The sequence below is a fragment of the Streptomyces catenulae genome (assembly GCF_000718015.1).
Classification (GTDB): domain Bacteria; phylum Actinomycetota; class Actinomycetes; order Streptomycetales; family Streptomycetaceae; genus Streptomyces; species Streptomyces catenulae.
On the sequence record NZ_JODY01000007.1, the window covers coordinates 246,131 to 263,843 of the forward strand.

At 76.2% G+C, this 17,713-nt stretch carries 16 protein-coding genes; 10 read left to right on the plus strand and 6 right to left on the minus strand.

The genetic code is table 11. The features are described from left to right. Nucleotides 1-272: 272 nt before the first annotated feature. The 3 genes from IF23_RS0109705 to IF23_RS0109715 all read right to left on the minus strand — a co-directional run bounded on the left by IF23_RS0109705 (nucleotide 273) and on the right by IF23_RS0109715 (nucleotide 3,258). Nucleotides 273-545 (minus strand): hypothetical protein, encoded by a 273-nt coding sequence (locus tag IF23_RS0109705; RefSeq protein WP_030281936.1) that lies wholly within the window; start codon nucleotides 543-545, stop codon nucleotides 273-275. A gap of 113 nt (nucleotides 546-658) precedes the next feature. Further along, entirely contained in the window at nucleotides 659-2,236 is a 1,578-nt protein-coding gene (locus tag IF23_RS0109710; protein WP_030281937.1) for an AMP-binding protein, read from the minus strand. Nucleotides 2,237-2,370: 134 nt separating this feature from the next. After that, complete coding sequence (locus IF23_RS0109715; RefSeq protein ID WP_030281938.1) at nucleotides 2,371-3,258, minus strand: Gfo/Idh/MocA family protein; 888 nt, start codon at nucleotides 3,256-3,258, stop codon at nucleotides 2,371-2,373. Nucleotides 3,259-3,816: 558 nt separating this feature from the next. Between IF23_RS0109715 and IF23_RS0109720 the strand changes: the two genes are divergently transcribed. Beyond that, on the plus strand, nucleotides 3,817-4,440 hold the full coding sequence (locus IF23_RS0109720; protein ID WP_030281939.1) for a winged helix-turn-helix domain-containing protein: 624 nt from the start codon (nucleotides 3,817-3,819) through the stop codon (nucleotides 4,438-4,440). A gap of 67 nt (nucleotides 4,441-4,507) precedes the next feature. Here IF23_RS0109720 and IF23_RS0109725 read toward each other — a convergent pair whose 3' ends face one another. Both IF23_RS0109725 and IF23_RS0109730 read right to left on the minus strand, forming a co-directional pair. Beyond that, nucleotides 4,508-5,320 (minus strand): lysophospholipid acyltransferase family protein, encoded by an 813-nt coding sequence (locus IF23_RS0109725; protein ID WP_078653888.1) that lies wholly within the window; start codon nucleotides 5,318-5,320, stop codon nucleotides 4,508-4,510. Next, entirely contained in the window at nucleotides 5,317-6,084 is a 768-nt protein-coding gene (locus tag IF23_RS0109730) for a GNAT family N-acetyltransferase (protein WP_030281941.1), read from the minus strand. The genes IF23_RS0109725 and IF23_RS0109730 overlap by 4 nt, the downstream gene beginning before the upstream one ends. Before the next feature lie 578 nt (nucleotides 6,085-6,662). Here IF23_RS0109730 and IF23_RS0109735 point away from each other — a divergent pair. From IF23_RS0109735 to IF23_RS0109760, 6 genes are all read left to right on the plus strand, one after another. Beyond that, the gene (locus IF23_RS0109735) at nucleotides 6,663-9,800 is read left to right on the plus strand and encodes an alpha-N-acetylglucosaminidase (protein WP_030281942.1); all 3,138 of its coding nucleotides are present in this window, start codon (nucleotides 6,663-6,665) and stop codon (nucleotides 9,798-9,800) included. A 58-nt stretch (nucleotides 9,801-9,858) separates the two neighbouring features. After that, complete coding sequence (locus tag IF23_RS31050) at nucleotides 9,859-10,143, plus strand: DUF397 domain-containing protein (protein WP_037677785.1); 285 nt, start codon at nucleotides 9,859-9,861, stop codon at nucleotides 10,141-10,143. A gap of 114 nt (nucleotides 10,144-10,257) precedes the next feature. Continuing rightward, nucleotides 10,258-12,228, plus strand: a complete 1,971-nt coding sequence (locus tag IF23_RS0109745; RefSeq protein WP_051739448.1) for a hypothetical protein — start codon at nucleotides 10,258-10,260, stop codon at nucleotides 12,226-12,228. A gap of 166 nt (nucleotides 12,229-12,394) precedes the next feature. Next, a complete protein-coding gene (locus tag IF23_RS0109750) occupies nucleotides 12,395-13,309 on the plus strand; it encodes a metal-dependent hydrolase (protein WP_030281945.1) in 915 nt (304 codons plus the stop codon). Between the two features lies 1 nt (nucleotide 13,310). Continuing rightward, a complete protein-coding gene (locus IF23_RS0109755; RefSeq protein WP_030281946.1) occupies nucleotides 13,311-14,420 on the plus strand; it encodes a PDR/VanB family oxidoreductase in 1,110 nt (369 codons plus the stop codon). 36 nt (nucleotides 14,421-14,456) lie between these two features. Then, nucleotides 14,457-15,155, plus strand: a complete 699-nt coding sequence (locus IF23_RS0109760) for a TetR/AcrR family transcriptional regulator (RefSeq protein ID WP_030281947.1) — start codon at nucleotides 14,457-14,459, stop codon at nucleotides 15,153-15,155. 57 nt (nucleotides 15,156-15,212) lie between these two features. Here the strand turns inward: IF23_RS0109760 and IF23_RS0109765 are convergent, their stop codons facing one another. Continuing rightward, nucleotides 15,213-16,178, minus strand: coding sequence for an alpha/beta fold hydrolase (locus tag IF23_RS0109765; RefSeq protein WP_030281948.1), 966 nt, complete (start codon nucleotides 16,176-16,178; stop codon nucleotides 15,213-15,215). A 116-nt stretch (nucleotides 16,179-16,294) separates the two neighbouring features. Between IF23_RS0109765 and IF23_RS0109770 the strand changes: the two genes are divergently transcribed. The 3 genes from IF23_RS0109770 to IF23_RS0109780 form a co-directional block, all read left to right on the plus strand. Then, a complete protein-coding gene (locus IF23_RS0109770; protein ID WP_030281949.1) occupies nucleotides 16,295-16,909 on the plus strand; it encodes a TetR/AcrR family transcriptional regulator in 615 nt (204 codons plus the stop codon). Between the two features lie 81 nt (nucleotides 16,910-16,990). Next, the gene (locus tag IF23_RS0109775; RefSeq protein WP_030281951.1) at nucleotides 16,991-17,488 is read left to right on the plus strand and encodes a DUF2975 domain-containing protein; all 498 of its coding nucleotides are present in this window, start codon (nucleotides 16,991-16,993) and stop codon (nucleotides 17,486-17,488) included. Then, the coding region (locus tag IF23_RS0109780) for a helix-turn-helix domain-containing protein (protein WP_030281953.1) at nucleotides 17,488-17,713 on the plus strand (226 nt) is incomplete at its 3' end. The genes IF23_RS0109775 and IF23_RS0109780, both read left to right, overlap by 1 nt.

Sequence of the window (17,713 nt, forward strand, 5' to 3'; positions counted from 1 at the left end):
CCGGCGTTGTGGCCGGTGCGCGCGGGGTGACAGGCTGCTTGATATGGCGCGGGCAGCGGGAACGGCGGTGCCGCGCGGGCGGCGTCCGCCCGCGCGGGCGCGTACGGCGGGCCGCCCTCGGACAGTCCGGCTCCGGCGACGCACTCCGCACGCCGGTCCGCGCCAGCGGTGCATGCACCGTCCGACGGGGGAATCGGGGGGATACCGGGCCCTCGCGGGCGTCATCACGACGTCGGCGAGGGCCCGTTCTCCTAAGCGCGCCGCTCCCCCGGTCAGCAGTTGTCGTAGAGCAGGGCGCGCACCAGACGGCAGGTGGTGTCGGACGGGCGGTGGACGCCGATGGCCTGGGCCACCGTGCGGATACGGCCGTTGGGAGCCTGCTCGGGGCGGTGGACACCGGTGTCGAGCAGGGCTATCGCCAGCCGCATGGCCTTGAGGCGGCGGTTGTGGGATTCATACCGCTCGCGGGGCCAGCCGGCGGGCAGCGGCCTCTTGGGCAGCGGATGGGCGGGAAGAGGCTTCGTCATCGGAGTGGCAGGGGCCATCGGGCAACCTCCGGGTGCTGGGTGAACCCTCACTTACTGGTCCCCATTCTACGGCCGACCACTGACAAAAGCCGCTGACCAGCGGCGATATGACGGCGCATGGACGGGTCCGGTCAGGACGCGGTGGCGGCCTCCGCGGCCGGGGCGTACGCGGCGCGCAGCCGGGCCTTGTCGGGCTTGCCGACGGCCGTCAGCGGCAGCGCGTCCCGGATCCGGAACGCCACCGGCGCGTACATGGCGCCCTTGTCACGAACCACCAACGCGCGCAGCTCCTCCGGGTCGACGGTACGGCCCGGCGCCGGGACCACCGCGGCGTGCACCTCCTCGCCGTCCTCGGTGCGCACCCCGTAGACGGCGCACTGGGCGACGTCCGGGTGGGTGTGCAGCAGGTCCTCGACCTCCAGCGGTTGGACATGGCCGCCGACGACGATGATCACGTCCTTGGCGCGGTCGGCGAGGTACAGCCGCCCCTCCTCGTCCAGGAGACCGATGTCGCCGGTGCGCAGCCAGCCGTCGCCGACCAGGACCTCGGCGGTGCGCTCCGGGTCCTTCCAGTAGCCGGTCATCACGCCCTCCGACCGGACGTGGATCTCGCCCTGCTCCCCCGGGCCCAGGGTGCGGCCGTCCCCGTCGCGGACGGCGATCTCGACGCCCGGGACGGCGCGGCCGACGGTGAGCCGCCCGCCGGGCCCGACGACATCGAGGTCGGCGGGGGTCGCCCGGGCGATCGACAGCGCCTCGGACTGCCCGTACTCCCCGTACAGCACGGGCCCCAGCACCTCGGCGGCGCGCCGTATCCGGGACGGGGTGGCGGGGCAGCCGCCGTAGGTGACGCGGGTGAGGGAGGAGAGGTCGGTGGTGGGCAGGTCCGGGTGGTCGAGGAGGCGGTAGAGGAGCGGCGGGAGGGCCCAGAGGTGGGTGATGCGGTGGCGGGCGACGGAGGCGAGGACGTCGCCCGGCTCGAAACCGCGCCGCAGGACGCTCATGCCACCGGCCACCAGCGCCGCGTCGGTCAGGACGCCCGTGAGGTGGGCGAGGGAGGTGGCGGCCAGGAAGCGGGGCGGGTCCCCGGCGGCGGCCATCGGGCGGCTCAGCATCCGGGTGTAGGGCGCGTGCGTCATCCGGACGCCCTTGGGGATGCCGGTCGTTCCGCCGGTGTGGCGGATGCACCAGTCGTCCCCGGGGAGCGCCGCCCCCGGCACCTCCGGGGTCCGCGGAAGCGCGGCAGCGGCGGCCAGCAGGTCCTCGCCCAGGGGCGGTGTGGCCGGGTCCGGGCCGAGGGTGAGGACGGCGGGCGCGGGGCCGCGCAGATGGCCGAGGAGGGCGTGGGCGGTGGTGGCCAGCTCCGGTTCGACGAGCAGCAGGGCGGCATCCACGCTGTCGACGAGGGTGGCGAGCGCCGCGGGGGCGAGCCCGTCGTAGAGCGACACCACGCGGCCGCCCAGGTGGTTGACGGCGTAGCGGGCGGCGATCACGCCGGGGGCGTTGCCGCTGAGCAGGACGACGGTGGCGCCGCGGCCGATGCCGCGGGCGGCGAGGACGGCGGCCGTCCGGTGCACGGTGGCGGCCAGTTCGCCGGCGGTGATCTCCGTGCCGTCGGCGGCCGTCAGGGCCGTACGGGCGGGGTCGCGGCGCAGGGCGGCGAGGACGACGTCCGTGTACGGGGCGTCGGTGGGCTCGGAAGCGTTCACGGGTGGGCTCCTTCGCGCGGTGGCGGTGCGGCGGACGGGTGGCCGCCACCGGAGCGGCCGGTCCGCCGGTACGCCGACGCTACGTCCGAAGGCGGCCCGCACCTGCGGGAATGCGCCACCCCGGGAGCGCCCGGTCAGTCGAGCGCCCGCTCCGCCGCCGCCAGGATCTCGGTGACGCGGCGCCCGAAGCGGAGATCGCAGGGGTGCGGGTGGCCGGTGCGGGCGGCGAGGAGGAGGGCGTCGACGGCGCGGTGGTAGGCGGGCAGCGGGCCGTCCTGACGGCGCGGCAGGGCGGTGACCCCGGCGGCGCCGCGCAGGGTGACGGCGACGCCCGCGGCGGGCGGGGGCGCGGTCAGGCTCAGGGTGGCGGAGCTGGCCGCGCCGCCCCGGTGGCGCAGCGTCAGCAGCACCGTGTCGGCCGGGCCACGGCGGGCGGTGACGTCCACCGCGTCGCCGAGGACCGGCAGCAGGACGGAGAGCGCGTGCGGGCCGACGTCCCACAGGGCGCCCTTCTCGCGGCGCCAGGCGGAGGCGGCGTACGGGCTGTCGCTGCCCTCGGCGAAGACCGAGCCGAGCCAGTCGGCGTGGGCGGTGAACCAGCCGCCCTCCTCGGCCCGCCCGGCGATCCACTCCGCCTCGTGGGTGCCGAAACGGGCGGTGAAGAAGACGACGGAGGCGACGCCCGCGCGGGTGGCGGCCTCGTCCAGCGTCCGGGCGTCGTCCGGGTCGAGGGCGACGGGCTTGTCGAGGAGGAGGTGGCACCCGGCCTCGGCGGCGCGGGTCGCCAGCGGCGCCTGGACGGCCGGGGGCAGTGCCAGGGCGACGGCGTCACAGGCGGCGAAGAGCGCGTCCGGGGAGGTGTGGGCGCGGGCGCCGTGGGCGTGGGCCAGTTCCTCGGCGGCCTCCGGGCGGCGCCCCCAGACGCCGGTCAGCTCCACCCCGGGGTGGGCGGCCAGGGCGGGTGCGTGGACGCGCTGCGCCCAGAAGCCGGTGCCGAGAAGTCCGATGCGCGGGGTCGTCATGGGGCCAGTCTGCCCCGCCGTGCCCCGCTCCCCGGGGCGCCGCAGCCCGGCACGGGGTCCCGAATCACCCGGGGTCGCGCGCATCCGGGCGGCGGCCGGACGGGGCCCGGTCCGGGGTCGGCGGCGCGCCCCGTCCGCCGGGGGCTCGCGTACGCCCCCGCGCTCCCCCGCGGTCGCCCCGTACGCCCCGCCCGCGCCCGTCGGGCGGCGGCGGGGTCTCAGGGAACGGGGTGGTGGTGGGCAGGGTGGGGCGTACGGCGGGGCACGGTGCCCGGGATGCGGGCGGTCCGTCTCACACCGCGGTCGATGTGAAGGACATATCAACAGCCGTCTGGTTGAATGGCAGACATGGCCAGCCTCCTTGACAGCGCGACAGGTCGCAGCGACCTTGAGCCCTTCTGGCCGTCCCGCCAGGCGCACGCCTTCGATCGTCTGTGTTGCCACGCGCACTGAGCGCGGGCCCGCACTCCTCAGTCCGACGCCGTTGACCGGCGTCGTCGGCCCTGCCCGCGCGCACGACGTCCCCTGACGCTTCTCTGCGCGAAAGAGCTGAATTCCATGACGAACATCCGCCCTCTGCCTGCCACTTCCGCGACGGCCCCCCACCCTTCCGCTCCCGCCCCGCACCTCGCCCGGCAGCGGCTGCGCGCCGTGGCACCCGACGAGGTGCCGCCGGTCGCCGAGCTGCTGACCGCGGGCGCGACGTGGCTGCCCGCCCCGCAGGGCAGCCTGCCGGTGCTGCCGGGCCGTCCGCCGATGGTCGGCTATCTGGTCCTCGTCCCCGCCGAGCAGGCGGCCGCCGCGGGCCGCCGCACGGACGCCGCACCGGCCGCCGCCGGGCCGCCCGGCGAGCCCGCCCCGCAGCCCGCGTCCGGGCCCGCCGCGGAGACCGGCGACGAGGTCGTCCGGATCGACCCGGAGCAGCGGACCGCGCGGGTGCTGGGCCGCCCGCTGGATCTGACGTATCTCGAATTCGAGCTGCTGGCGCACCTGGTGGCGCATCCGCACCGGGTGCACACCCGCGATCAGCTGGTGACGACGGTGTGGGGTTACGGGCACGTCGGTGACGGCCGGACGGTCGACGTCCACATCGCCCGGTTGCGGCGGAAGCTCGGCTCCGACCACCGGGCGTCGATCGTCACGGTGCGGCGCGTCGGCTACAAGTACGTCCCCAGCGCCTGATCCGCACGGCCACGGCCGGGCGCGGCACCCCCACGGTGCCCGCCCGGCCGTTCGCCTGCCCGAGCCCTCAACTCCCTTGAGATACGGGCACGTCGGCGGATGTTCCGCGTACGAGGTCCTGGGCCAGGGCCGCCAGTTCGCGGCGGCCCCGGCAGCGGCCCGGGGGCAGCGGCGGGTGGGCGGTGACGTGTACGGCGAGGTCGCGGGCGGTGAGGACGCGGCGGAGCGAGGCCAGGAAGGTGTCCGGGCCGCAGAACGCGGCGACGGTGGAGGGGCGCGCGTCCTGGGTGTAGGTGAGCGTCACCGGGCGGACGGGGGCACCGGCGTCCAGGGCCGCCTGGAAGGTGGCCCGCCGGAAGACGCCCGCGTCGGCGGTGCACCAGGTGGTGGCCTGCGGGAACACCGCGACGGACCGGCCCGAGGCGAGGATCTCCGTCAACCCGGCGACCACGTAAGGCAGTCCGCGCGGGCTGGTCCGGTCGATGAAGTGGGTACCGGCGCGGCGGGCGAGGCCGCCGACCACCGGCCAGCCGCCGACCTCGCGCTTGGCGAGCACCGCCACCGGGTCGACGGCGAGCAGCGCCGGGATGTCGAGCCAGGAGATGTGGTTGGCGACGATCAGCGTGCCCGGGCCGGTGGCCGGTGCGCGCAGCGGCCCGGCGCCCTCCAGCCGGACGCCGAGCGCGCCGAGCAGCGCCCGGGCGTGGGCACGCAGCCGCGCCGGGTCGGCGAGGCGGTCGCCGTCGGCCAGGGCGCGGCGGACGGCGGCGGCGAACGCGGCGCCGCGCAGCGCGGTGGCGGAGGCGGGGAGCGGCGGCCGGGCGTGGCGGGCGCAGTCGCGGTCGCAGCCGGGGGTGACGTCCCAGGGGCCGCCGGTCATGACTCCCCCAGGAAGTAGCGGCGGTAGCGGGCGCCGAGGCGGTCCAGGTCGAGGACGACGAAGAAGTCGGCGACGCCGAACTCCGGGTCGTGGGCGGGCGGGCCCGCGATCCAGGCGCCGAGCCGCAGATAGCCGCGGAGCAGCGGCGGCAGCTGTGCGGCGGCGGGCCGCTCGGGCAGCGGTCCGGCGGGGAGCCAGGGCCGGTGCGGGACGGCGTGCAGTCCGGGCGGGGCGGGGTGGCGGGTGCGGGCCAGGGCCCAGGCGTGGGCGGCGGCGGTGCCGCCGTCGGCGAGCGGGACGGAGGCGCAACCGGCGAGGTAGCGGTGGCCGGAGAGGAGGGTGTGACGGGCGAGGGCGGTCCACATCTGGTTGATGACGGCGCCGCCGCGGTGGTCGGGGTGGACGCAGCTGCGGCCCGCCTCGATCAGCGAGGGGCGCAGCGCGTCCAGGGCGGCGAGGTCGAACTCGCCATCGGAGTAGAGCCGCGGGGTGCGGCCGGGCGGCAGCAGCCGGTAGGTGCCGACCACCTCGCCGGTGGGGTGGTGGACGGTGACGAGGTGGTCGGCGTGGGCGTCGAGGGCGTCGGTGTCGTGGCCGGGCAGTTCGGTGCGGAGGGTGGCGCCCAACTCCTGGCCGAATATCCGGTGCCGCAGCCGCTGCGCGGCGCGGATCTCCGCGTCCGTGGTGGCGAGCGCGGTGGTGTACCCCGGTCGCGGGGCGGTGTCGGGTGCGGGGCGGGCGGGGGCGGTCGGGACCGTACGCATGGGGAATCCTCCGGGGAGGCTGCGGCGGCCACCCGGCTGCGGGGGCCGCGGAACGGTGACGGACACCGGCCGCGGGGGGACGCGGTCGGCGGGATACGGGTCCGGGCGGAGCGGTGTCGGGGAGACGGACGGGCGGGGCGGGCCGCGGCCCGGTGCGCGGACGGGCCGGACGGGCGGTGCGCCCCGCCGCCCCGACTGTCCCCGCGGGTGCCTCCCGGGCGCGTGAAGCGGAGGGAGCGAACGGGTGAGGGGCCGCGGAACAGTCACCGGAGGGCGGCGGGGGGCGGCGGGGCGGGCGGCGCGGCGGGGGGGGCGGGGGGGGGGGGGGGGCCCCCGCCCGGGAGGGGGGGGGGGGAGGGGGGGGGGCACAGGAGGCCCGCCCCCGGAACGGGCACCACGACGGACGCGGGCTGCCCGCCCGCGGCCGGATCGCGCCGATCGCCCGGCTTCCCGGGCTCCCGCCTCCTTGGAGGGGCGCGCGGGGCCCGTTAGCGTGCCGGGGCGGGAGTGCCGCCCGCGCCGCGCCTTTGTACGTCCCCGTTGTGTCGCCGTACGACCGCCGAGCAGTGGAGGCCGCCATGACCCGTCCGACCCGTCGTACCCTGCTGGGCTCCGCCGCCGCGCTCGGGGTGCGGGCCACGCTCGGCGGGGGCGCCGCCGTCCCGGGGCCGGGCCCGGCCGACGGGGGCGCGCCGTTCGACGCCGGTCCGGCGCACGAGGCGCTGCGCCGTCTGTTGCCGCACCACGCGGCGCAGTTCCGGCTCGCCGCGCTGGACCGTGACACCGCCGGGGACCGCTTCCGGGTCGGCGGGCGGGCCGGGCGGATCGAGGTGGCGGCGACCTCCCCGGCGACACTGCTGACCGGTGTCCACCACTATCTGCGCCACACCTGCGGGGCTCAACTGTCCTGGGGTGGCGACCAGTTGGCGCTGCCGGAACGGCTGCCCGCGCCGGACGGGCCCGCCGGGCGGTCCTGTGCGCTGCCGCACCGCTTCGCCCTCAACGACACCCACGACGGCTACACCGCCCCGTACGCCGACTGGCCGCGCTGGGAGCGGCTGATCGATCTGCTGGCGCTGCACGGGGTGAACGAGGTGCTGGTCACGCCGGGTGCGGAGGCGGTCTACCACCGGCTGCTGACCGGGTTCGGGTACTCCGACGCCGAGGCGCGGGCCTGGATCCCGCAGCCGACCCACCAGCCGTGGTGGCTGCTGCAGAACATGAGCGACTACGGCGGGCCGATCGAACCGGCGCTGCTGGCACGCCGGGCGGAGCTGGGGCGGCGGATCACCGACCGGCTGCGCGCCCTGGGGATGCGGCCGGTGCTGCCGGGCTACTTCGGCACCGTGCCGGTGGACTTCGCGGCGCGGAACCCGGGGGCGCGCACCGTGCCGCAGGGCGTCTGGGCGGGGCTGCGCCGCCCGGACTGGCTGGACCCGCGCACCGGGGTGTTCGCCGACGTCGCCGCCGCGTTCTACCGCCACCAGCACGAACTGCTGGGCCCGGCGGGTCACTTCAAGATGGATCTGCTGCACGAGGGCGGCGACCCGGGTGACGTACCGGTGGCGGACGCGGCGCGGGCGGTGGAGCGGGCGCTGCGCACCGCGCACCCCGGGGCGACGTGGGTGATCCTGGGCTGGCAGGAGAACCCCCGGCCGGAGCTGCTGGACGGCGTCGACCGGGACCGGATGCTGATCGTGGACGGGCTGAGCGATCTGGACACCGTCGGCGACCGGGAGCGGGACTGGCGCGGCACGCCGTACGCGTTCGGGACGATCCCCAACTTCGGCGGGCGCACCACGATCGGGGCGAAGACGCACCGGTGGACGGAGCGGTTCACGGTGTGGCGGGACAAGCCGGGCAGCGCGCTGGCCGGGACGGCGTACATGCCGGAGGCGGCGGAGCGCGATCCGGCGGCGTTCGCGCTCTTCGCGGAGTTGGCGTGGAGCGAGCGGCCGGTGGACCGCGCCGCGTGGTTCGACGGTTACGCGGACGCCCGGTACGGGGGCCGGGACGCCGCCGCGCGGGCCGCGTTCGCCGCGTTGCGCACCAGCGCGTACGAGATCTCCAGTGCGGACGGGCGGCCGCACGACGCGGTGTTCGCGGCCCGCCCGGACCTGGCGGCGCGGTCGGGGACGGCGCACGCCACGCACACCCCGGCGTGCGATCCGGCGGCGGTGGACACCGCGTTCGCCGCGCTGCTGGACGTCCGGCCCGCGCTGCGCGGCGCCGACACCTACCGCCACGATCTGACCGACCTGGCCCGGCAGGCGCTCGCCAACCGGTCCTGGCAGCTCATCCCGCAGCTCCAGGAGGCGTACCGGCGCGGTGACGGGGCGGCGTTCGGGGCGCTGTCGGCGCTGTGGCTGCGGCTGTTGCGGCTGAGCGAGGAGGTCACCGGCGCGCACCGGCGTTTCCTGCTGGGGCCGTGGCTGGCGCAGGCGCGGGCGGCGGCCGCCGGGGACGCGGCGCTTCAGGCACGGCTGGAGCGGTCGGCGCGGGCGCTGATCACCAGTTGGGCGGACCGGCCGACGGCCGACGGCGGCAAGCTGGCCCGCTACGCCAACCGGGACTGGCACGGGCTGATCGGCGAGGTGTATCTGCCGCAGTGGCGGGCGTATCTGGACGAGTGGGGGGATGCGCTGGCGGCCGGGCGGGAGCCGAGGGCGTTCGACTGGTACGCGTGGGAGGAGGAGTGGACGCGGCGGCGGGACCGGCATCCGGAGCGGCCGGACACCGACGCGTACCGCACCGCGCGGCGGGTCCGTGAGGCGTTGGCGGCGGCGCCGTACCAGGGGACGCTGACGGTCACGGCGGAGCCCGTGACGCTGCCGCCGGGCGGGCGGGCGCGGGTCACGGCGGCGCTGCGCAACGTCAACGGGCTGCGCGCCACCGGCCGGGTGGACTTCGCGCTGAGCGGCCCGGAGGCGCGGCCGGAGGGTCCGCTGTCGCTGCCGTCCGTCGGCCCCGGCGCCACCGGGCGGGCGCGCTGGCACGTCACGGCTCCGGCGGGTCCGCCGCGGGAGCCGTTGCGGGCGCTGCCGTACACGCTGACCGCCACGTACGGGCCGCGCGGCGAGGCGCGGGTGCGGGCGGTGCGGGAGGACACGCTGTGGGTGGCGGGTCCGCTGGAGGCAGGGTTGGCCACGGTCACCACCAGTGGGGCGGTTTTCGGTCAGCTGGCGGAGCGGTTCGCGATCGACGGCGGCGGCGCCGATCTGTGGCGGGCCACCGCGGAGTTCGGCGCGCTCTACCGGCCGGGGGCGCTCGCCGCGGGCGGATCGGCGCAGGTCGAGGTGGTGCGCCAGGACGCGACGGGGCCGTGGGCGCGGGCGGGCCTGATCGTCCGCAACGGGCTGGCCGCGGCGCCCGGCTCCCCCGGGGCGCGCGGTTTCCTCAACCTCTCCGTCACCCCGGCCAACGGGGTGGTGCTCTCCTACGACGCGTCCGGCGACGGCACCCTCGACACCTACGAACGGCTGACGGGGGTGACCGCCCCGGTGACGCTGCGGCTGGTGCGGGGCGCCGACGGGGCGGGCGGCGGTACGTACACCGGGTCGTGTTCGGTGGACGGCGGCGTGACGTGGCGGGATGTGGGCACGGTGCGGGTGCCGGGGGCGGCCGCGGCGCAGGACGCGGGGTTGCACCAGTGTGCGGCCAACTCCGGCTCGGGGGCGCGCGGGACGGCCGAGTTCCGCCGCTGGAGCCTGCGGTGACCTGCCGGTCACCCCGTACGCTGAGCCGGATGGATCACGTGAGTGAGGGGACAACGGCATGAGCGCCGCAGCGGAGCAGGAAGCAGCCGACCGGGAAGCGGCCGAGAGGGCGGCGGCGAAGGAGGCCGAGAAGGTCTGGCTGTACGGCCTCGACATCTCGGACGCCACCTGGCAGCGCGCCCCGGGCGATGCGGAGGAGGCGGTGGAGATCGCGTTCCTGGAGCGTGGCGCGGTCGCGATGCGGAACTCCACCGAGCCGGATGTGGTCCTGCGCTACACCAAGGCGGAGTGGGACGCGTTCGTCCTGGGCGCCCGGGACGGCGAATTCGACCTGGAGATCTGAACACCCCTGTGGCGGGCGGCCGTTGACGGCCGGGCCCGCGACCCCCTCCGGTCATCCGTCCCGGCGTCCGCGCCGGGCGGGTGACCGGCCTCGTCGTCGCTCGTTTCACCCGGCGTGAAACAGCAGTCGACACCCTCCCGTCAGGACAGCGCCCCCGAGGACCGCGTCGCCGCCCACCCGGTCGGCGGGGCCCCGGACGGCCCCGACGCACTCGACGTCGAAGAGGCCGAGGAAGCGCTGGTCACGCACTATCCGCGGCTGGTGCGGCTGGCCTATCTGGTGCTGCCGCACGGCGGTGGCCGCGGCCGTCGGGTGCGCGCCGCGCACGCCGTCACCCAGCGTGCCCTGCCGCGCCGCCGTACCGCCACGGAGTCCCTGCCGCTGCCCGGCCCACGCGGCCCCCTGGAGGCGGACGGCCTCGGGTACGCGGTGCTGCGGATCCGGGTGGTGCGGGAGGCGCTGGCGGTGGCGGGCGGCCGGTGGCGGCGGCCGGGTCCGTTGCCGCAGGTGTGGGGGGTGCGGTTGGCGCCGCGGTCGGGCGGGGCGGCGGAGTCGGCGCTGGACCGGGAGTTGGCGGAGCTGTCGGCGGCGGGGCGGGCCGCGTATGTGCTGCGGGAGCTGGAGCGGCTGCCCTCCGCGGAGGTGCTCCGGACGCTGGCGGCCGCCGGGGTGCGGGATCCGGAGGTCGCGGCGGTGGAGGCGGAGGAGGTGGCGGCGCCGGGCGTGGTGCGGGGCCGGTCACTGCTGGAGTCGCCGGAGTTCGACGCGTGTGCGCTGCAGGCCCGGCCGACGGATCTGATCCGGCGGCGGCAGCACGGCCGGGCGCTGCTGGCGGCGGGGGTCGCGGTGGTGGTGTGCGGGGCGCTGCTGGGGCTGCCGGGGCAGGGCTGGGGGCCGCAGGGCGCGGCGGCGCCGCCGTACGCGGAGAACGCGGCGGCGCGGGCGGCGTTGGATCCGGCGCGGTTGGCGGTGTCGTCGCCGACGGCGTGGAAGTCGGCGGCGCGGGAGGACTTCGCGGCCTGGCCGGCGCGGGGCGACCGGGTCGGCGACAAGGCGTTGCTGCGGCGGGCGCTGGCGGTGTGGGCGCGGCCGGGGCCGCGGGTGAAGGTGGCGGCGACGCCGGGTACCGCGTCGGGTCCGGCGGCCGGTCCCGCGCAGTTGCTGTTCGCGGGGACGGTGGACCATGCGGCGGTGGTGCTGTTCCACGACGGGCAGCGGCTGGTGCGGTACGCGGAGGCGGCGGACGGTTCGACGGACGCGGGCGCGGCGCTGGACTTCGCGCGGGCGGACGGGGCGCAGGGCGCGTCGGCGGCGGCGTTGGCGGTGGGCCGTACGGCCCGTAACGTCCGCTATCTGACGGCGCCTTGGGCGTCCTCCGTGCGGCTGGTGGATCTGCTGAAGCCGGACGCGCCCGGGGAGCGGCTGGCGGTGGACGCGCAGGGGCTGACCGCTCCGGCGCCGTCGCCGGGCCCGTCCGGCGGCTGCGACTCCTGGCCCGCGCTGCGGACGGACGGTGCGCTGCTGACCGATCTGGGCGAGACGACCCCGGCGCGGTTGACGTACGGGACGCCGCAGGCGCCGGGGGCGGTGGACGGTCCGGAGGGGCGGACGGCGTGGGCGCGGACGGCGTGCCAACTGCCGGCGTTGCGGGGGCTGGGGGTGCAGTCGGTGAACGCGTGGCCGTTCGCGCGGCAGACGCTGCCGGGCGGGTCGGGCACGGTGTCGTGGCTCTGTGCCCGGGCGGAGACGTGGCGGGGTCCGGGGAGCCGGACGCTGTCGGTGTTCCAGCCTCCGGCGCCGTCCGGGCAGCCGTATGCGACGGGGGCGGTGACGGCGGCGGCCGAGGGCGGTACGGCGTGCGGTCCGCGGGCGCCGCGGGTGCTGGCCGGGGTGTTGTGGAAGTCCGGGGGCGGCGCGTGGTGGCTGCTGGCGGCGGGCAGCCGGGAGGTCACGTCGATCGCGGCGACCGGCGGTGTGCAGGGCGGCGCGGCGGGCCGGTTGCTGTCGCTGCGCGTCCCGGCGGGCAGCCACGCGCAGTTGGCGGGCCGCCTGAGCAACGGCGCCCGGATCGACGGACTGGGCTGACCGGGACGGCGGACGGCCCGGCGGCAGCGGCAGCGGCAGCGGCAGCGGCAGCGGCAGCGGCAGCGGGACGGATCCCGGGGGGACGGTGGACGACCACACCGTTCCCCCGGGATTTTCCCTGTCCCAGGGGTATTGCCAACGCCTTACCTCCCAGTAAATTGACGCCATGTCTAACAAGGCGTCGCCGCGGCCCGAGCCGGTCGCACCGGAGCATGTGCCGCTGAAGGCCCGCAACGTCGCGTTCGACTGGGCCGACACCCCTCTCCACTGGGTCCCCGGGGACCCGTCCACCACCCACACCATCAACGTGCTGCATCTGCTGCTGCCCGCCGGTGAGCGCTGGTTCGTCCACGTCTACAAGCAGGCGCTGCCGCTGATCCGCGACGACCGGCTGCGCGCGGACGTCATCGGCTTCATCGGGCAGGAGGCGATGCACTCGCAGGCGCACGACGGGGTGCTGCCGCATCTGCGGGCGCAGGGCCTGGACCCGGAGCCGTACACCGCGCAGATCGACTGGTTCTTCGAGAAGCTGCTCGGCGACCGGACGCTGCCGCCGGGGCGGGCGCGGGCGTGGTGGCTGCGGGAGCGGATCGCGCTGATCGCGGCGATCGAGCACTACACCGCGTTCCTCGGCGACTGGGTGCTCAACGCGGAGGCGCTGGACGCGAAGGGCGCCGACCCGGTGATGCTGGACCTGCTGCGCTGGCACGGCGCGGAGGAGGTCGAGCACCGGTCGGTGGCCTACGAACTCTTCCTGCACGTCGACGGCGGCTACCGGCGCCGGGCCCGCACCTGGGCGCTGGCCTTCGGTGCGCTGGTCTTCCTGTGGCAGCGCGGGATCCGCTTCTTCATGGAGAACGATCCGACGCTGCGCGACGGCAAGGCGTCCGCGAAGGACTTCTGGCGCGGTGGCCGGGAGGGCGTGCTGCCGGATCCCGCCGCCATCCTCCGGTCCGCCCCGCAGTACCTGAGCCCGAAGTACCACCCCTCGCACCACGGCAGCACCGCGCAGGCCGCGGCCTATCTGGCCCGCTCCCCCGCCGCGGTCGCCGCCGAGGCCGGATCCCCTGGAGGCGCCTGAGATGTCCGTCGTTCCCCGTCCCCGTGCCGTACGGACCGCGCTGGCGGTGGGCGGTGTGGCCGCGGCGCTGCTGGCCCGTTCCGCGCTGCGCCGCCGGATCCGGCGGTCGCCGCTGTGGCCGCTGCCGTCGCTGGAGGAGCCGGTCTCGGGCCGGGGCGGTGGCCGGGGCACCGGTGGTCTGCGGCTACGGGTCGCGGAGCGGAGCGAGGCGGCGGAGGGTGTGGTGGCGCTGCGGCTGATCGGTGGGCGGCTGCCCGCCTGGGAGCCGGGCGCGCACCTCGATCTGGTCCTGCCGTCGGGCACCGTGCGGCAGTACTCGCTCTGCGGGGACCCGGCGGACACGGGCTCGTACACCGTCGCGACGCGGCTGATCGCGGACGGGCGGGGCGGCTCGCGGGAGGTGCACGAGGCGCTGCGCGAGGGCGTGGAGGTGGAGGTGCGCGGACCGCGCAACCGCTTCCCGCTCGCCGAGGCGCACGCCTATCTCTTCCTCGCGGGCGGTATCGGCGTCACCCCGCTGCTGCCGATGGTGCGGCAGGCGGAGGCCGAGGGGGTGCCGTGGCGGATGGTGTACGCGGGGCGGTCGCGGGCGTCGATGCCGTTCCTGGCGGAGCTGGAGAAGCTGGCGGGCGGTGAGCGGCTGACGGTGGTGGCCGAGGACACCGACGGGCGGCCCGATCTGGCGGCGGCGCTGGCCGCGGCGCCGCCGCACGCCGCGGTGTACTGCTGCGGCCCGGATCCGCTGATGGACGCGGTGGCGGCGCTGCTGCCGGACGGCCCGGAGGGGCTGACGCTGCACACCGAACGGTTCGCGCCCGCCGCCGCGCCCGAAGTGGCCGCCGGGGACGCCCCGTTCGAGGTGGAGCTGCGCCGCACCGGCCGCACGGTGACGGTGGAGCCCGGCACCAGCGTGCTGCGCGCCGTCCGCGAGCAGGCGCTTCCGGATCTGCCGTACTCCTGCGAACAGGGCTTCTGCGGGACGTGTCAGCAACGGGTGCTGGCGGGCGAGGTCGACCACCGCGACGAGCTGCTGACCGACGCCGAGCGCGACGACTCGATGCTGCTCTGTGTGTCCCGGGCGCGGGGGGCGTCACTGACGCTGGATCTGTGAGGCCGCGGGTGCCCCCCGGTCGTTAGGGTGTGCTCCATGACGACCGGGGCGCGCCGCAGGATGGGCGTCGAGGAGCGGCGGGAGCAGCTGATCTCCGTCGCGCTCGACCATTTCAGCAACCGTTCGCCCGAGGACGTGTCGATCGACGAGATCGCCGAGGCGGCCGGGATATCGCGCCCGCTCGTGTACCACTACTTCCCGGGCAAACAGCAGCTGTACGAGGCCGCGTTGCGGCGCGCCGCCGAGGAGTTGACGGCACGGTTCGTGGAGCCGCACGAGGGTCCGCTCGGGGCGCGGTTGCTGCGGGTGATGGAGCGGTTCTTCGACTTCGTCGACGAGCACGGGCCGGGGTTCTCGGCGCTGATGCGGGGCGGTCCGGCGATCGGCGCGGGCCGCACCGGCGCGCTGATCGAGGGCGTACGCCAGGCCGCGTACGAGCAGATCCTGGCGCATCTGGAGGTCACGGAGCCGTCGCCGCGGCTGACGCTGGTGGTGCGCTCGTGGGTGTCGCTGGCGGAGACCACGGCGCTGCTGTGGCTGGACGGCCGCACGGTGGCGCGCGGGGAGCTGGAGCGTCAACTCGTCCACGACTTCGCGGCGTTGGCGTCGGTGAGCGCGGCGTACGACGAGGGGATGGCGGACATCGTCCGCACCTTCCTGGAGAAGGAGCCACCGGGCGGGATGTTCGCCGACCTGCTGGTCCGGCTGCTGGCACTGGCGCCGCAGCAGGCCTGAGCCGGGGACGGGGCCGGGCACGGCGGGTCGCGCCCCGCCGCGCCCGGTGCGCCTCCGTCACGCCCTCCCCGGTATGCCGTCCCCCTCGCGGGGCGCGTCGTCGATGCCGTCCAGGTAGGTGAGCATCCGGGTGTTGACCTCGTCGGCGTGGTCGATCTGCGGGCCGTGGCCGGTGCGCTCCAGGATGGCGGCGTGGGCGCCGGGGACCAGCCGCGGGACGCGTTCGGCCTGCCGCTTCGGGTGGAGGAGCAGGCTCCGTCGGCCGACGATCAGATGGAGCGGGGTGCGGATGGTGCGCAGCTCGTCGTCGGTGAGCGGGGCGGGGGCCGGGCGGCGGATGCGGTGGGCGCGGACCCCGGCGCGCACCATGGCGCGCAGCTCGGGGACGACGAGCACCGGTTGGTCCAGCCAGGAGCCCAGGCGCGGGCGGAGCGCCGCGGGGGCGGCGGTCGCGAAGAGGCTCACGAAGATCCAGGTGAAGAACCGCAGTCCGACCTTCTCCAGCCCGCCCGGGTCGAGCAGCGTCGCGGACGCCAGCCGCGCGGGCCGCCGGTGCGCCATGTTGAGCGCGAGCCAGCCGCCGTACGAGGTGCCGATGAGGTGGACGCGGTCGAGGGCGAGCGCGGCGAGCGCCTCGTCCAGCCACTGAGCCGCGTGTTCGGGCCGGTGGAGCGGGACGCGGTGGACGCTGCGGTTGGCGTCGCCCGGGGTTTCGAGTGCGTAGACGGTGCGCTCGTCGGCGAGTGCCGGGGTGTTCGGGTACCACATGGCGGCGCAGCCCCCGGCGCCGTGCACGAGGACGACGGGGGTGCGGTCGGCGGCGCGTCCGGTGGCGGCGGTGCCCTCCTCGGGGCCGTAGCGGTAGACGTGGGTGGTCCCGAACGAGGTCTCCACGTCGTACTCCGCGCGGGCGGGCGCACCCAGTGCGTGGACGGCGTCGCAGGCGGCGAAGTACCGGTCGCGCAGGGCGTCGTTGACGTAGCGGCCGATGTCGGCCGGGGCGCGGGTGGCGGCGTCGGACACGGTGGCACCTCCTGGGGCCTCGTTTTCGTGATACGAACGTACCACGTTGGTGATACGGCGGTACCATGAAAATCCGAGGCCGCAGCGGCCGGACGGACCGACCCCGGGGAGCACCGATGCCCAAGCGCGTGGACCACGACGAACGGCGCGCCGAGATCGGCCGGGCCCTCGTCCGGGTCGCGGCCCGCCGCGGACTGCACGCCGTCGGCATGCGCGACGTGGCCGCCGAGGCCGGAATCTCCCTCCGCCTGGTGCAGTACTACTTCCGGACCAAGGAGAACCTGCTGCTCCACGGACTCCAGCAACTCACCGAGGAGTTCGGGGAACGGGTCACCGCACGGGTCCGATCGGCCGGCGAGAACCCCGGCCCGCGCGCGGTCGTCGAGGCGCTGCTGACCACCGCACTCCCCACCGACGAGGAGAGCCGCGCCTTCCACCTCGTCCTCACCTCGTACGCCCTGCTCGCCGTGACCGACGAGGCGCTCGCCGCCCAGCCCTACCTCCAGCGCCCCGACGCCGCCGAGGACGCCGTGACCGGCCTGCTCGAACAGGCCCGGGAGGCCGGACTCCTCGCCCCGGACACCGACGCACGGACGGAGGCGATCACCCTGCTCGCCCTCGCCGCCGGACTGGGCACCAGCGTCCTCACCGGCCAGCGCACCCCGGACTCGGCCACGGAGGTGCTCCGACACCAGCTGAACCGCATCTTCCGCCGGACACAGTCGAGTTGACCGCGCCTCACGGACGGACCACTTCTCCACACCTCTCGCATATCGATTGACTTTCGATGGAAACCCATCGATATTCGATACATGCACCGACTCCTCATCGTCGCGCTCAAGACCGCCATCGCCGCGGCGCTCCTGTTCGGCCTGTTCGCGCAGTGCGTGATCATCCCCGGGACCGCCGCCGAAGAGGTCGACCGCTTCCCGCCGTACGCCCCGTTCGCCGTGCCCTACGCGGCGATCGCCATCGCCGGGGTGGCCTGCGTCCAGGTGGGACTGATCGCCGTGTGGCGGCTGCTCGCCATGGTGCGCCGCGGCGCACTCTTCACCCCGCGGGCCTTCCGCTGGGTCGACGTCATCATCGGCGCCTCCCTCGTGGCGACCCTGCTCGCCGCCGGAGTGACCGGGCACCTCTCGCTGGCCTCCATACCCTCGCCCGACGACGGCATGGAGATCATCGGCGCCCTGGGCGCGGCCCTCGCCGCCGTCGGGGTGGGTGCCGCCTTCGCGATGCTCGTCGTCGTCATGCGCGGTCTGCTGCACAAGGCGACGGAGCTGCAGAGCGAGATGGCCGAGGTCATCTGATGGCGATCATCGTCGACCTCGATGTGCAACTCGCCCGCCGGGGCCTCTCGGTGGGTGAGTTCGCCACCGCCGTCGGCATCACCCCCGCCAACATCGCGGTCCTGAAGAACGGCCGCGCCAAGGCGGTGCGATTCACCACCCTCGACGCGATCTGCCGAGTCCTGGAATGCCAGCCGGGAGATGTCCTGCGGTGGGTACCGGACGGGGAGGGGGAGGGGCGGGAGG